The sequence below is a fragment of the Mesorhizobium sp. M1312 genome (genome assembly GCF_040318115.1).
In the GTDB taxonomy this organism is placed as follows: Bacteria; Pseudomonadota; Alphaproteobacteria; order Rhizobiales; family Rhizobiaceae; genus Mesorhizobium.
The window spans coordinates 18,853-33,703 of sequence record NZ_JAMYLQ010000018.1 but is presented as its reverse complement, the minus strand read 5'-3'; the positions used below and the strand labels follow the sequence as shown (position 1 = coordinate 33,703).

General features: G+C 63.1%; 12 protein-coding genes. 9 read left to right on the top strand and 3 right to left on the bottom strand.

The features are described from left to right. Positions 1–35: 35 nt before the first annotated feature. From NKH36_RS20425 to NKH36_RS20415, 3 genes are all read right to left on the bottom strand, one after another. A complete protein-coding gene (locus NKH36_RS20425; protein WP_352962255.1) occupies positions 36–1,091 on the bottom strand; it encodes a substrate-binding domain-containing protein in 1,056 nt (351 codons plus the stop codon). A gap of 61 nt (positions 1,092–1,152) precedes the next feature. Beyond that, a complete protein-coding gene (locus tag NKH36_RS20420) occupies positions 1,153–2,172 on the bottom strand; it encodes an ABC transporter permease (RefSeq protein WP_352962253.1) in 1,020 nt (339 codons plus the stop codon). Between the two features lie 31 nt (positions 2,173–2,203). Beyond that, complete coding sequence (locus NKH36_RS20415) at positions 2,204–3,715, bottom strand: sugar ABC transporter ATP-binding protein (protein WP_352962250.1); 1,512 nt, start codon at positions 3,713–3,715, stop codon at positions 2,204–2,206. A 136-nt stretch (positions 3,716–3,851) separates the two neighbouring features. Here NKH36_RS20415 and mtnK point away from each other — a divergent pair, with 136 nt between their 5' ends. The 9 genes from mtnK (at position 3,852) to apnL (ending at position 14,850) form a co-directional block, all read left to right on the top strand. Further along, positions 3,852–5,123: an S-methyl-5-thioribose kinase gene (gene mtnK, locus NKH36_RS20410; protein WP_352962248.1), complete on the top strand. Its 1,272-nt coding sequence runs from the start codon at positions 3,852–3,854 to the stop codon at positions 5,121–5,123. After that, on the top strand, positions 5,120–6,211 hold the full coding sequence (mtnA, locus tag NKH36_RS20405; RefSeq protein WP_352962246.1) for an S-methyl-5-thioribose-1-phosphate isomerase: 1,092 nt from the start codon (positions 5,120–5,122) through the stop codon (positions 6,209–6,211). Before mtnK ends, mtnA begins: the two co-directional genes overlap by 4 nt. Positions 6,212–6,548: 337 nt before the next feature. Next, positions 6,549–7,376, top strand: a complete 828-nt coding sequence (locus NKH36_RS20400; RefSeq protein ID WP_352962243.1) for a phosphogluconate dehydrogenase C-terminal domain-containing protein — start codon at positions 6,549–6,551, stop codon at positions 7,374–7,376. Positions 7,377–7,671: 295 nt separating this feature from the next. Next, a complete protein-coding gene (locus NKH36_RS20395) occupies positions 7,672–8,613 on the top strand; it encodes a D-ribose ABC transporter substrate-binding protein (protein WP_352962240.1) in 942 nt (313 codons plus the stop codon). 94 nt (positions 8,614–8,707) lie between these two features. After that, positions 8,708–9,367 (top strand): DUF2291 family protein, encoded by a 660-nt coding sequence (locus NKH36_RS20390; RefSeq protein WP_352962237.1) that lies wholly within the window; start codon positions 8,708–8,710, stop codon positions 9,365–9,367. After that, positions 9,364–10,920 carry a sugar ABC transporter ATP-binding protein gene (locus NKH36_RS20385; RefSeq protein WP_352962235.1) on the top strand — a complete coding sequence of 519 codons (1,557 nt, stop codon included), beginning with the start codon at positions 9,364–9,366 and terminating at the stop codon, positions 10,918–10,920. The genes NKH36_RS20390 and NKH36_RS20385 overlap by 4 nt, the downstream gene beginning before the upstream one ends. Further along, the gene (locus NKH36_RS20380; RefSeq protein WP_352962232.1) at positions 10,913–11,977 is read left to right on the top strand and encodes an ABC transporter permease; all 1,065 of its coding nucleotides are present in this window, start codon (positions 10,913–10,915) and stop codon (positions 11,975–11,977) included. Before NKH36_RS20385 ends, NKH36_RS20380 begins: the two co-directional genes overlap by 8 nt. 3 nt (positions 11,978–11,980) lie before the next feature. Next, positions 11,981–13,015: a Gfo/Idh/MocA family protein gene (locus NKH36_RS20375; protein WP_352962230.1), complete on the top strand. Its 1,035-nt coding sequence runs from the start codon at positions 11,981–11,983 to the stop codon at positions 13,013–13,015. Next, a complete protein-coding gene (apnL, locus tag NKH36_RS20370) occupies positions 13,012–14,850 on the top strand; it encodes a D-apionate lactonase (protein ID WP_352962228.1) in 1,839 nt (612 codons plus the stop codon). The genes NKH36_RS20375 and apnL overlap by 4 nt, the downstream gene beginning before the upstream one ends. Position 14,851 lies beyond the last annotated feature (1 nt).

Here is a 14,851-nt window from a genome sequence, read left to right as displayed (position 1 = left end):
GAAAGCCGCTCTTTTCTTTTGCCAGCGGTAAAAAGCTATTTGGCGTTCGGGTTCGGCATCCAGGCAGGCATCGCGACATCGGCATGAGCGAACTGCGGCAGCTTGGCCGAGAGGTCTTCCATGTTCTTGATGTCCTTGTCGAGCAGATCCTTCTGGGTGATCAGCGTCGGCGGCACGATGACGTTATGGCCGGGGTCTTCGCCGGCCAAAAGCTGCGCCAGCGCGCGCACCGAAACCTGACCGACGACGGCCGGATTGGTGGCGGCGGTTGCCGCCCAAGCGCTGTCGGGCTCGCGCATCGCGGCGATGTCGGAGGTCGAGATGTCGGCCGAATAGATCTTGATGTCCTGGGACAGACCGGCCTCATCGACGGCGATCTTCACGCCTTTGGCGAATTCATCATAGGGCGCGAACATCACCTTGATGTCGGGGTTGGCCGACAGCACCGAGCGAGCCTGGTTGGCGACGGAATTGGCGATCGGATTGTCGAGTGTGCCAAACATCGCCGCCTCGTTGATGCCGGCATATTTCTTCTTGAACTCGACCCAGGTCTCGTTGCGGCGGTCGAGCGGTGCGATGCCGGCGACATAGACGTAGCCGGCCTTCCAGCTCTCGCCATTGTCCTTGACCGCCTGTTCGAGCGCGAGGCGCGCAAGGTCGCGGTCGGACTGTTCGATCTGCGGTATCTTGGGGTTTTCGACATTAACGTCGAAGGCGACGACCTTGATGCCGGCGTCGACCGCGCGCTGGGCGGCTTCCTTCATCGATTCCGTCAAGCCGTGCTGGATGATGATGCCCTGGACGCCAAGCGCAATGGCCTGGTCGACCATGTCTGCCTGGAGGGCTGCATCCTGACGGCTGTCGAGGACGCGCAGATCGACGCCAAGCGCCTTGGCCTGCGCTTCGACGCCGGAAAGATAGGCCTGGAAAAAGTCGCCGGTCGAAAGATAGCGGACCAGCGCGATCTTGACGGCGCCGGGCTTGTCGAACGGCGCCGGCTTGTCTTGCGCCATCGCCGGGACCTGCATCAGCAGCGTGGCGCCAGCAAGCCCGAGTGCTGCCTTCCCCAAAAGTCTTCTTGTGATCTTCATGTTGTTTCCTCCACTTGTTGAACTCAAATCTCAGCCAGTCGAAATCCTATCTATCGAAATCCTACCTCTTACCCCTGCCGGAAAGGGCGAAGGTGAAGACAAGGGCAACCACGAGAACCACGCCCTTGATGAAATCCTGCGTGTAGTAGGGCGCGTTCATCATCGTCAGGCCCTGCAGCAGCACGCCGACAAACACCGCACCGACGGCCGTGCCGAAGGCGTTGGGCTTGGCCGCCCCGAGGACCGCGTAGCCGATGAGCGCCGCAGCCACTGCGTCGAGCAGGAGATTATTACCCGAGGCGATGTCGCCGCGTCCAAGCCGCGCAGCGAGCAAAACACCGCCGATCGAGGCAAAAACACCCGAAATAACATAGGCCCAGATTTTGTATGCCTTGACAGGCGCGCCGGCGAGTTCGGCAGCCCGTTTGTTGCTGCCGACCGCGTACATCATGCGGCCGAAACGGGTGTATTCGAGAAAGAACCAGATCAGCACTGCAAGCACGAGCAGGACGACCACCGAAACCGGGATGAGGTTCGGGATAAAGAAATCGAAGCGGTGGCGGCCGAGCGCCAGGAAGGCGGCGCTGAACGTGCCGTTGGCCACCGAGCCGTCGGGCATCGTCATGCCGGTGGCGATCGAGCGGCCTTCGGTCGGGATGCGCTGCAGGCCGACGAGCAGGAACATCATGCCGAGCGTCGCCAGGAGGTCCGGCACACGCATATAGACGATCAGCCAGCCATTGATGAGGCCGACGATGACGCCGATCGCGAGACAGGCGATAACCGCGACGACGGCGTTCTGCTCCAGCACCACCATGACATAGGCGGCTGCCATCATGGCGCTGGTGGCGACCGAACCGATCGACAGGTCGAAGCCGCCGACGACCAGGGTGGCGGTGACGCCAAGCGCCAGCACGCCGGTGATGGCGACCGATTGAAAGATGAAGACGGCGCTTTGCGGCGAGACGAAGCCGCTGGCGGCGGTGGCGAAATAGGCGATCAACCCGAACAGCAGAACGATGAAGCCGTAGCGAATGGCATGGTCACGCGCGGCTGCCATCTCTATCCAACCCGAACTCATGCCTTCTCCATTCCACGTCCCATAGCCGCCCTTACGATGCGCTGTGCAACGGCCCGCCCGCCACTTCGGCCAGCAATTGCTCAAGGTCGATGTCGGCGTTGCGATGTTCGCCGACGATTGTCTGCTCAGACATCACCAGGATTCGGTCGGCGGTCTCCAGCGCCTCGTCGAGTTCAGTGACGAACAGCAGCGTCGCGCGGCCGTTCGCGCTCGCCCGCAGCTTGGCCGCGATATCGCGCCTGGCCGAAATGTCGACGCCCTGAAAAGGCTCGTCCAGAATGAACAGTTTTGCGGTCTGCGACATCCAGCGGGCGACCATCACCTTCTGCTGATTGCCGCCGGAAAGCGCGGACATTTCGTCCTTCTCCGAGCGGCAGACGATGCCCAGTTCCCGAATCTGCTGGCGGGCGGTGGTGCGCTCGATCCGGCGCTTGAGGACGCCGAGACGCGACATCCGCTTGTGGAACGGCAGGCTGATATTTTCCTGGATGTTGAAATCGCCGACGATCCCGTTTTCGCTCCGGTCCTTGGCGACGAGAAACACGCCGGCGGCGATCGCTTCGCCCGCCGACCCCGGCGCATAGGGTTTGCCGTTCAGCATCATGGTGCCCGACAGCGGCTTGCGGACGCCAAACAGCGTTTCGGCGAGCGCGGTCTTGCCGACGCCGACGAGGCCGGTGATGGCGACGACCTCGCCGTCGCCGAGCGTCAGCGAGATCGGCCTGGGACCTTCCGCAATCCGTAACCCGTCGATCATCAGGACAGGCTTGGCCGAATTCTTGGCGACGATCCGGTCGAGGTGGATCTTGCGGCCGAGCATGGCGTTGACTGCGCCTTCATAATCGAGCGGCTTGCGGTCGAAGACGCCTGAGATGATCCCGTCGCGCATCGAGACGATACGGTCGGCAAGCCGCCTGATGTCGGACATGCGGTGCGAGATGTAGAGGATTGCGACGCCGTGCTCGCGAAGCCTGTCGAGCAGTGCGAACAGCCGGTCGGCCTCGGCGCTGGACAAAGAGGAGGTCGGCTCGTCGAGAATCAGCACTTTCGGCTGGTGCGCCATGGCGCGGGCAATCGCCACCATCTGGCGGTCGGCCAGCGAGAGATCGCTGATCCGGGCTTTCAGGTCGATGGCCAGACCCATGCGGTCGGCGATCGCTTTTGCCTCGCGACGCACCCGGCCCGGATTGAACAGGGTCGGCGCGCCGCTGCCGCTCAGCCTGTCCAGCGTCAAATTGGTGGCGACGTCGAGATCGGCGACGACACCGTCATTGATGTTTTGATGAACGGTGACGACGCCGGCGCGGATCGCTTCCGCCGGCGTGCTTGGCGCGAAGTCGTCGCCGGCGAGGCTCATCGTGCCGCCGCCACGCTCATAGACGCCGCTGATGATCTTGACCAGGGTGGATTTGCCGGCGCCGTTGGCGCCCATCAGTACGGTCACTTCGCCGGCATGCAGATCGAGCGAGACGCCGCCAAGCACCTCGATATGGCCAAAGGACTTCCTCAGCCCGTGCACGCGGAACACGGCATCATTGCCCATTCGCTCCTCCCTGACCGTGACGCTAGGGGCTGTTCCGGCAATTGTCAACCCGATTGACAATTGCCAGAGAGCTTCCTAGCTTGGATCAACCGCCTTGGCTCCACTATGATGGGAGCACATCAGCGGGAGGGTGAGGATGACTGGGAAATTGCCGTTCGAAGCACTGTCGGTCGACACCCTGGCAGCACGCCTCGGCGCCAACGAGGCGCTGTGCTCGCATATCGGCAAGGACACGGCCCGCTGGAAGGTCCGCGAGGTCGGCGACGGCAATCTGAACCTGGTCTTCATCGTCGAGGGCGCCACGGGTGCGGCCGTCGTCAAGCAGGCCCTGCCCTATGTCCGCCTGGTCGGCGACAGCTGGCCGCTGCCGTTGAAGCGCTCCTTCTTCGAGTATCACGCGCTGACGCGGCAGGAGGCGAGAGCGCCAGGTTCGGTGCCTGCGATCTATCACTTCGATGAGAGCCAGGCGCTGATCATCATGGAATATCTGTCGCCGCACATCATCCTGCGGCGGGCGCTGATCGAGGGCCGGCAACTGCCCAACATCGCCAGGGACATCGGCCTGTTCATGGCCCGCACCCTGTTTCGCGGCTCCGACCTGCATATGGCGACCAAGGACCGTAAAGCCGATCTGGCTCTGTTCGCCGACAATGTCGAGCTCTGCGACATCACCGAGAACCTGGTGTTCTCGGACCCGTATTTCGACGCCAAGATGAACCGGCATACAAGCCCGCAGCTCGACAGCATCGTTGCAGAATTGCGCGCCGACCGCGACCTCAAGGTCGAGGCGCAGCGGCTGAAGCATAACTTTGCCGCCAATGCGGAGACGCTGCTGCACGGCGACCTGCATTCGGGCTCGATCATGGTCACCGAGACAGAAACGCGGATGATCGATCCCGAATTCGCTTTTTACGGCCCGATCGCCTTCGACGTCGGCATGCTGCTGGCCAATTTCTGGATGGCGTTCTTCTCGCAGCGCGGCCATGAGCAGAACGGAAAGCGCGACGCCATGCGTGCCTATCTGCTCGATGTGACCGTCGAAACATGGTCGGTGTTCCGCACCGAGTTTGCGCATCTTTGGCGAACCGAGCGCACCGGCATGCTCTACCAGAAGAGCCTGTTCGAGGATCAGGGCGACCGACTGGGCGCCGAGCAGGCGCTCGACCATGTGCTGCATTCGATCTGGGACGACCTGCTGGGCTTTGCCGGGATCGAGATCCACCGGCGCATTCTCGGCCTCGCGCACAACGCCGATTTCGAGACCATTGCCGACGAGGGTCTGCGCGCCACATGTGAAGCGAAGGCGCTGAAATTCGGCCGCCACATCGCCGTCAACCGGCGCCAGATTCACAGTATCGACGAGGTCAACAAATTGGCCGCGCTGATCGAACGGGAGAACAGAATTTGAACGTCGGCGACCGTCACTATCGCACCATCTGGCTGAGCGACGACGGGCGTTCGGTGGAGATCATCGACCAGCGCTGGCTGCCGCATGATTTCCGCGTGGAAACAGTCAGCACAGTTGCCGGCATCGCGACGGCGATCCGCGACATGTGGGTGCGCGGCGCGCCACTGATAGGCGTTACCGCCGCCTATGGCGTCGCCATGCAGATGGCCGACGACCCTTCGGATGCAGCACTCGACGGCGTCTGGGAGACCTTGCACGAAACCCGCCCGACCGCGATCAATCTGCGCTGGGCGCTCGACGAGATGCGAAACGTCCTGCGGCCGCTTGCGCCGGGGCAACGCGCCGAGGCTGCTTACCGGCGCGCCGGAGAAATCGCCGACGAGGATGTCGGCCTCAACCGCGCCATCGGCGTCAACGGGCTTGAGATCATCAAGGAAATCGCGGCGCGCAAGCAGCCGGGCGAGCCGGTCAACATCCTGACCCATTGCAACGCCGGCTGGCTGGCCACCGTCGACTACGGCACCGCCACGGCGCCGATCTATCTGGCAACGGAAGCCGGCATTCCCGTTCACGTCTATGTCGACGAAACGCGCCCGCGCAACCAGGGCGCTCAGCTGACGGCATGGGAGATGGCCGGCCATGGCGTGCCGCATACGCTGATCGTCGACAATGCCGGCGGCCATCTGATGCAGCGCGGCCAGATCGACATGGTCATCGTCGGCACCGACCGCACCACCGCCGACGGCGATGTCTGCAACAAGATCGGCACCTATCTGAAGGCGCTGGCCGCGGCCGACAACGACGTGCCGTTCTACGTCGCCCTGCCGTCGCCAACCATCGACTGGACGGTGGGTGACGGTCTGGCCGAAATCCCGATCGAACAGCGCTCCGGCGACGAGGTTTCGCTGGTCTGGGGCAAGACGGCGAATGGCGAGATTGCGCAGGTCCGCATCTCGCCGGAGACGACACCCGCGGCAAACCCGGCCTTCGACGTGACGCCGGCACGGCTGGTCACCGGGTTGATCACCGAACGCGGCGTCGCCAAGGCCTCGCGCGAAGGTTTGAAGGCAATGTTTCCCGGACGCTGATGATCCGGCTTCATCGACTTTTGAAAATGGTATCGGCGGGCAACCGAGAGTCCAGCTGTCCTTATCCGTAGCAAGGGCGCGGCTTGCGTCTCATCCAGAGTAGCTCATCTCCGGCAGCCGGCATTTTGATGGCGGCCGTTTCTGCGTGATATCCTGGTGCTCGCCTCGCTGGCACGCGGACGAGCTAAAGCGACGCGATCGTCTAACAACCAACGGCACTGACGAAGCGGGCCGCATCCGATTCCTATCCAGTTGCCAAAGCTTGGTAGGGTGATTATACCAGCTACTAAGATGACGATCGGCAGGGCCATCGTTCGAGATCAGGAGTAATGGCTAGATGACAACGATTGCGCTGTTTGGTGCCGGCGGGAAAATGGGTTACCGCCTGTCGACCAATTTTCGCGGCTCTCCCTACACGATACGCCATGTCGAGGTCAGCGATGCCGGCAGAGAGCGGCTGAAGACGGGGCTGGGCATCGAGGCGATCAGCGCCGATGAAGCCCTTGATAGCGCCGAAGTGGTGATCCTGGCGGTTCCCGACACCCATATCGGCAAGGTTGCGGCGAGCATCGAGGGCAAGCTTGCATCCGGCACTATGGTCGTCGTGCTGGACGCCGCAGCACCTTTCGCCGGCCATTTGCCGAAGCGGCCGGACCTGACCTATTTCGTCACCCATCCCTGCCATCCGCCGATCTTCAATGACGAGACCGATATGGCGGCCAAGAAGGACTATTTCGGCGGCGTCAAGGCCAAGCAGCATATGGTCAGCGCACTGATGCAGGGGCCGGAGGAAGATTTCGCCAAAGGCGAAGCAATCGCCAAGATCATCTGGGCTCCGGTCATGCGGTCGCATCGCGTCACGGTCGACCAGATGGCGCTGCTCGAACCCGGCCTTTCGGAGACCGTCTGCGCCTCGCTGCTCGTCGTCATGAAGGAAGCCGTCGACGAGGTCGTCGCTCGCGGCGTCGACCAGCAGGCCGCTCTCGACTTCCTGCTTGGCCACATGAACGTGCTCGGCGCCGTCATCTTCGGCGAGACCAAGGGTGTGTTCTCCGACGCCTGCAACAAGGCCATCGAGTTCGGCAAGCCGGTGCTGATGCGCGACGATTGGAAGCGGGTCTTCGAGCCTGAAGAGATCGCGGCGAGCATTCAGCGCATCACCTAAGGCGGAGAGCCGGGCGGTCCGGTTCCGGAATTGGATACATATCATCTCAATTAGTGATTGACTCATCATACCAGTTGGCTTAGCTGTTCGTAGGCTCGGGCCAACCAGGCCTCGTCAGGAAATTCAAGGCCTGGGCGAGCGGAGGACTGTGGGACGGGGGCGCGACGATCCGTTCAGAGGAAGCCGGCAAACGGTTTTCAAACTGAGGCGATCCGCGATCTCTTGTGCCGCATGACGAATTGAAATGCAGACAGTGACCTGAGTTGATCAGGGCTTTTTCAAACGGGAGGACTTCATGAAACTCACTCGCAGAATGACACTTGCGGCTTTCGCCGGCATGCTGGCGCTTGGCACCGCCGCACCCGTCTACGCGGCGGATCTCATTGCCATCATTACGCCTTCGCACGACAATCCGTTCTTCAAGGCCGAAGCCGTCGGCGCGGAAGCCAAGGCTAAGGAACTCGGCTACGAAGCACTGGTGCTTGTCCATGACGACGACGCCAACAAGCAGTCCGAGCTGATCGACACCGCGATCGGCCGCGGCGCAAAGGCGATCATCCTCGACAATGCCGGCGCCGACGCCACCGTCGCCGCCGTGCAGAAAGCCAAGGACGCGGGTGTTCCCTCGTTCCTGATCGATCGCGAGATCAACGCTACCGGCGTCGCCGTCGCGCAGATCGTCTCCAACAACTACCAGGGCGCCCAGCTCGGCGCGCAGGAGTTCGTCAAGCTGATGGGCGAGAAGGGCAATTTCGTCGAGCTGGTCGGCAAGGAATCCGACACCAATGCCGGCATCCGCTCCAAGGGTTACCACGACGTCATCGACGACTATCCGGACCTGAAGATGGTGGCGCAGCAGTCCGCCAACTGGAGCCAGACCGAGGCCTATTCCAAGATGGAATCGATCCTCCAGGCCAATCCGGACATCAAGGGCGTGATCTCCGGCAACGACACGATGGCAATGGGCGCCTATGCCGCGCTTGCCGCCGCCGGCCGCAAGGACGTCATCGTCGTCGGCTTCGACGGGTCGAACGACGTGCGCGACTCGATCGCCTCAGGCGGCATCAAGGCCACAGTCCTGCAGCCGGCCTATGCGCAGGCGCAGATGGCAGTCGAGCAGGCCAACGACTTCATCAAGAACAAGAAGTCTCCGGCCGAGGAAAAGCAGCTGATGGACTGCGTCCTGATCAATGGCGACAATGCCGCCAAGCTGGAAACCTTCGCGCTGACCAACTGAGCCAGCGTGACATCAAATCGCAAGGGACGAGCTTCCGGCTCGTCCCTTGCTTCCATTTACTGGGTGCCCTGACCGCCATGCCGAACAAGCCGACATGTTGAACAAGCTCACTTGGCCGAGCCTTGCCGCGCCGATCCTTGCCGTGACCGTCGGCATCAGCCTGACCGCCTGCAAGATCCTGCCGACACCGTCCGGGGAAAACGGCGGCAATGCCCCGGCCTTCAACGCGGACAAAATGGTCGGCGATATCTGGGCTGCCAAGGCGGTGCCCTATCTCCAGCAGAAAGCCGGGCCGTTTCCCGAGGTTCACGCCCTGGCGAAAGCCGATCCAGCGGCTGCCGGCGCCAAGCATGGCAATCCGAAGAAGCAGGCGAATTCGCCGTGGACCTTTGCGGTTCGCCTTGAAGGCAAGGTCGTCGCCGCGAACACGCAATCGCGCGCGGCGACCATGGATGTCGATGCCGACGGTGACGGCAAGGCGGACGCGCGGGTGCAGATCGGACCCGCGATGCGTGGCACCGCGCTGCGCGACAGCCTCGACTTCATCCAGTTCAACGATTTCACCAATCAGATCGACTTCGCCCAGTTCGGCAAGGCGTTCAACATCTATGCCGACAAGACCGTGCTTTCCAAGCTGCCGCGCGAAGCGCTGGAGGGCCGGAGCGTCAGGGTTGTCGGCGCCTATGTCATGGGCAGCGGCCAGGACCTGCCGCTGGTGACGCCGGCGGAGGCAGAGATCGGGTCGAAGCCATGAATGCCGCCACCGATCATGATGTCATCCTGAAGCTGGAAGACGTCTCGAAGGTCTATTCGGGCACCGTCGCGGTCAAGCGCGCGAATTTCGAGGTGCGCAAGGGCGCGGTCAACGTGCTGGTCGGCGAAAACGGCGCCGGCAAATCGACGCTGATGAAGATCATCGCCGGCGTCGAACAGCCGACGCTCGGCCGCATTCTCCTGGAGGGTGAGGAGGTTTCCTTCTCCTCATCCGGCGACGCAGTGAACCGCGGCATCGGCATGGTGTTTCAGGAGCTGAACTTGTTCGGCAACCTGACGGTCGCCGAAAACATTTTCGCCACCCGCGAAATCACCAACCGGTTCCGCAAAATCGACAGCAGAGAACAAGAGCGCCGTGCGGCGGAATTCCTTGAGCGGCTGGAAGCCGGCATCCAGCCCGACATGCTGGTCGAGGATTTGCGCATCGGCCAGCAGCAGCTGGTCGAGATTGCCAAGGCGGTCTCGCTCGATGCGCGCGTCCTGATCATGGACGAACCGACCTCGGCGCTGAGTGCCGCAGAAGTCGAGATCCTGTTCAAGGTGATCGCCGACCTCAAGGCGCGCGGCGTGGCGATCGTCTACATCTCGCACCGGCTCGAGGAACTGATCCGCATCGGCGACTACATCACCGTGCTGCGCGACGGGCGCATCACCGGCCAGGAGACGATGAAAAACGTCGACACGCAATGGATCGTGCGACAGATGATCGGCTCTGACGCCAAGGATTTCGCTAAGGCCGACGGCCATGTTCCGGGCGAAGAGATCTTCCGCGCCGAGGACATCTGCCTGCCGCGAGTGACCGGCGGGCTTGCCGTCGATCACGTCTCGCTGTCGCTGCGCGCCGGCGAGATCCTCGGCATCTATGGCCTGATGGGCGCCGGGCGTAGCGAGCTGTTCGACTGCATCATGGGACGCCACGGCCATGCGACCGGAGCGATCTTCATCGCCGGCAAGAAAGTGAAAGAGCGCGACACGACGCGGCGGATCCGGCGCGGGCTGGCGCTGATCCCCGAGGATCGTCAGCGCGAAGGGCTGGTGTCGATCCTCTCGGTTGCCAGCAACCTGACGCTGGCGAGCCTGTCGCGGTTCGTCCGCCTGTTTCACATCAGCGGCGCCAAGGAGAACCAGGCAGTGACGCAGATGGTACGGGAGCTGGCGATCAAGATCGCCGACCCGGCGCAGGAGGTCTCGTCGCTGTCGGGCGGCAACCAGCAGAAGGTGGTGATCGGCAAGGCGCTGCTCACCGGACCCAAGGTGCTGCTGATGGATGAACCGAGCCGCGGCATCGACGTTGGCGCCAAGGCCGACGTCTTCCGCACCATGCGCAAACTGTCCCGCGACGGACTGGGCATACTTTTCGCCACCTCCGATCTCGACGAGGTGATGGCGCTGTCCGACCGGATCGCGGTGATGAGCAATGGAAAACTGACCGGCATGTTCGATCGCGCCGAGGCGACGGAGGCGGCACTCGTCGCAGCATCCGCGCTTGGCCACGGACCGGTCCCGCACACGGAGAGCCACGCCCATGACTGACATCCCGGCCAAGGCTTCTGTTGCCTCCGCCTCGAGCGGCTCCGTGCTGCTGACGCTGATGAAGGCGAGGACGTTCATCGCGCTGATCGCCGTCCTGATCTTCTTCTCGCTCGCGGCACCGAATTTCCTGTCCGCGGCCAACCTGATCCTGATGTCGAAGCACGTGGCGCTGAACGCCTTCCTCGCTATGGGCATGACCTTCGTCATCATCACCGGAGGCATCGACCTCTCGGTCGGCTCGATTGTCGGCCTGTGCGGCATGGTCGCCGGCTATCTCGTGCTCAACGGCATCGACCTGCAGATCGGCTATACGATCTATTTCAACGTCTTCGAGATCGCACTGATCACACTGGCGGTCGGCATACTGATCGGCGCCGTCAATGGATTGCTGATCACCAGGCTGAATGTCGCGCCGTTCATCGCCACGCTCGGCGTGCTCTACGTCGCACGCGGCCTGGCGCTGCTGTCGTCCGATGGCCGCACCTTCCCGAACCTCGTCGGCAAGCCCGACCTGGGCACGACAGGATTCGGCTTTCTCGGCGCCGGCCGGCTGCTCGGCCTGCCGGTCTCGATATGGATTTTGGTCGTCGTTGCACTGGGGGCGGCCTATCTCGCCAAATACACCCCGCTCGGCCGCCACATCTTCGCCGTCGGCGGCAACGAACGGGCAGCGCGGATTTCGGGCGTCAGGGTCAACATGGTGAAGATGTTCGTCTACATGTTCTCCGGCTTCTGCGCGGCGGTCGTCGGCCTGATCATCTCGTCCGAGCTGATGGCCTCGCATCCAGCGACCGGCGAGAGCTTCGAGCTCAACGCCATCGCAGCGGCAGTGCTCGGCGGCACCTCGATGTCGGGCGGCCGCGGCACGATCGGCGGCACCATCGTCGGTGCCTTCGTCATCGGTATTCTCTCCGACGGGCTAGTCATGATGGGCGTGAGCTCGTTCTGGCAGATGGTGATCAAGGGCCTCGTCATCATCGTCGCCGTCGTCGTCGACCAGGCGCAGCGCCGGCTGCAGAGCCGCGTGACTCTGATGCAGATGGCAAAGGCGGGCTGACCCGTGGCCGAACTGCGAGGAGCGCTGATCGGCTGCGGCTTCTTTGCTGTCAACCAGATGCACGCATGGCGTGACATCGCCGGTGCGTCCATCGTCGCCATCTGCGACCGCGATCCGGAACGGCTCAGAATTGTCGGCGACCAGTTTGGCATTGCGCGGCGCTATACCGACGCGGCAGCACTTTTTGCCGGCGAAAGCCTGGACTTCGTCGATATCGCCACCACCGCGCCGAGCCACCGTCCGCTCGTCGAGATGGCAGCACGGCATCGCGTTCCGGCAATCTGCCAAAAGCCGTTCGCGCCGTCGCTTGCCGACGCCAAGGCCATGGTGAAGGCCTGCTCCGACGCCGGCGTGCCGCTGATGGTGCATGAGAATTTTCGCTGGCAGTCGCCGATCCAGGCGGTGCGTGCCGTGCTCGCCAGCGGCGAAATCGGCACACCCTTCTTCGGCCGGATCTCCTTCCGCTCGGCCTATGACGTGTTTTCCGGCCAGCCCTATCTGGCGAGGGGAAAGCGCTTCATCATCGAGGACCTCGGCATCCATAGTCTCGACATTGCCCGCTTTCTGCTGGGCGACGTTTCGACGATCACGACACGAACCGCTCGCATTAATCCCAACATTGCCGGCGAGGACGTCGCTACCATGCTGATGGATCATGTCAGCGGCGCGACGTCTGTGGTCGATTGCAGCTATGCGACCAAACTCGCTACCGAGCCGTTTCCGCAGACGCTGGTCGAGATCGACGGCAGCAACGGCACGATCCGGCTTGAGCAGAATTACCGGCTCACCGTCACCGGCAGGAACGGAACGGTGGTCAGCGACGTCTCACCGCCGCTGCTGCCCTGGGCATCGCGGCCGTGGCACAACATCCAGGAAAGCGTCGTCGCCATTCAAAAGCACTGGGTCGACTGCCTGGCGAACGGGACTGAGCCAGAAACCTCCGGCGCTGACAACCTCAAGACTTTCGCGCTGGTCGAGGCGGCCTATGCGGGTGCTGCGAGTCGTGAACCGGTGCAGCTCGACGCTTTGCTGAGATGACAGCCGACGCCTTCCTCCTCTATGGCACGCCCGCGGTCGAGGCCGAGCCGGTCAGGCTGCGCGCCGGCGCGCTCACCGCCGACTTCGTCAACGGCAATCTACGCACCATCCGCCATGGCGGCATCGAAGTGCTGCGCGCTATCGCCTATATCGTCAGGGATCGCGACTGGGGCACCTATGAGCCGGTGCTCTCGGATTTAGTCATAGACCAGGGCCCTGAGAGCTTCTCCGTCAGCTATTCGGCAAGTTGTGTCGGGCCGGGAGGAAGCCGGCTCGATTTTCTCGCGACGATCGAGGCTTCCGCTGACGGCCATCTGGTATTCGACGTGAGCGCGCTTCCCGAAAGCGATTTCGAGACCAATCGCTGCGGCTTCTGCATACTGCATCCGATTGCCGGCCTGGCCGGCAGCCCGGTCACGGTCGAGCACACCGACGGCAGCGTGGTGGAAACAAAGCTTCCGCAGCTGATCGACCCCTGGCAGCCTTTCAAGGATCTGCGGGCGATCACCCATGAGGTCCGACCCGGCGTCACCGCCGAATGCCGGATGGAAGGCGACGCGTTCGAGATGGAGGACCAGCGTAACTGGTCGGATGCGTCCTACAAGACCTATGTCCGGCCGCTCGCGCTGCCATGGCCCTACATGCTGCCAGCCGACGAGATGCTGCGCCAGACGATCAGCCTGCGTGTGACCGGCGACGGCAAGGTGCCGGCTGCCACAACAGCCGCTGAACACATCCGCGTCGAGCTCGGTGAAGCCGGACCGGCACTACCGGATATGGGCGTGATCATCTATCCGGATGAGGTCGATGCCGCGCTTGAAAATCTTCAGATGCTGTCCGCGCTTGGCCCACAACAGCTGATGTTCCATTACGATCCGACGTGCGGCCACGGTCTGGGCGCCTTGCAGTCCTATGCCCGGATCGCCGCAGCCTACTCGGTCGAGACCACGCTTGAATGCGTCGTTTACTGCGTCGGTGATCTCGATGCGGAGCTTTCAGGCGTCGCCGGTATGGTCCGCCAGGCCGGGCTGAAGCTTTCGGCCATTGCCGTTTCGCCTTCGGTCGACCGGCAGTCGACGCCGCCAGGCAGCGCATGGCCACAATGCCCGCCGCTCGAAGACGTCTATGCGGCGGCGCGGCGCGCCTTCCCCGATATCCGCCTCGGCGGCGGCATGTTCAGCTATTTCACTGAGTTGAACCGCAAGCGCGTCCCGGCCGGCCAGCTCGATTTCGTCACCCATTGCACCTGCCCGATCGTGCACGCCGCCGACGATCTCAGCGTCATGCAATCGTTGGAGGCGCTGCCTTTCATCACGGCGTCGACGCGGGCGATCTTCGGGCCAAAACCCTACCGGATCGGCCCATCGACCATCGCCATGCGCCAGAACCCCTATGGCGGTGCGACCAAGGCCAATCCGCACGGTCAGCGCATCGCCATGGCCGACCGGGATCCTCGCCATGCCGGCCTGTTTGCGGCAGCATGGACGATCGGCTACGCCGCGCGGGTCGCGCCGGCCGGGCTGGAGATGCTCACGCTTTCCAGCTTCACCGGACCGTTCGGCGTGCTGGCGGAATCCGGGGAACCCGTCGGCGAAGGTGAACCCCGGCCGATCTTCCAGGCCGTACAGGGGCTTTGCGAACTGGCCGGCTTCAGGCACGTAGCGGCAAGGACGAGCGATGAGACGCGGGTGCTCACGCTGGCCGGCCGTTCTCCCCTAGGCAAGACCGTCATGTGGCTGGCGAACTTGACGGCGAGCGAAGTGACGGTTGATATTTCCGGGTTCGAACGACGCCACCTTGTGATGACGCCTTACGCGATCACCCGGATCGGGTGAA

Coding starts and splice junctions, on each gene's coding strand:
- NKH36_RS20425 (WP_352962255.1), bottom strand. CDS start 1,091: ATGAAGATCACAAGAAGACTTTTGGGGAAGGCAGCACTCGGGCTTGCT.
- NKH36_RS20420 (WP_352962253.1), bottom strand. CDS start 2,172: ATGAGTTCGGGTTGGATAGAGATGGCAGCCGCGCGTGACCATGCCATT.
- NKH36_RS20415 (WP_352962250.1), bottom strand. CDS start 3,715: ATGGGCAATGATGCCGTGTTCCGCGTGCACGGGCTGAGGAAGTCCTTT.
- mtnK (WP_352962248.1), top strand. CDS start 3,852: ATGACTGGGAAATTGCCGTTCGAAGCACTGTCGGTCGACACCCTGGCA.
- NKH36_RS20400 (WP_352962243.1), top strand. CDS start 6,549: ATGACAACGATTGCGCTGTTTGGTGCCGGCGGGAAAATGGGTTACCGC.
- NKH36_RS20395 (WP_352962240.1), top strand. CDS start 7,672: ATGAAACTCACTCGCAGAATGACACTTGCGGCTTTCGCCGGCATGCTG.
- NKH36_RS20390 (WP_352962237.1), top strand. CDS start 8,708: ATGTTGAACAAGCTCACTTGGCCGAGCCTTGCCGCGCCGATCCTTGCC.
- NKH36_RS20385 (WP_352962235.1), top strand. CDS start 9,364: ATGAATGCCGCCACCGATCATGATGTCATCCTGAAGCTGGAAGACGTC.
- NKH36_RS20380 (WP_352962232.1), top strand. CDS start 10,913: ATGACTGACATCCCGGCCAAGGCTTCTGTTGCCTCCGCCTCGAGCGGC.
- apnL (WP_352962228.1), top strand. CDS start 13,012: ATGACAGCCGACGCCTTCCTCCTCTATGGCACGCCCGCGGTCGAGGCC.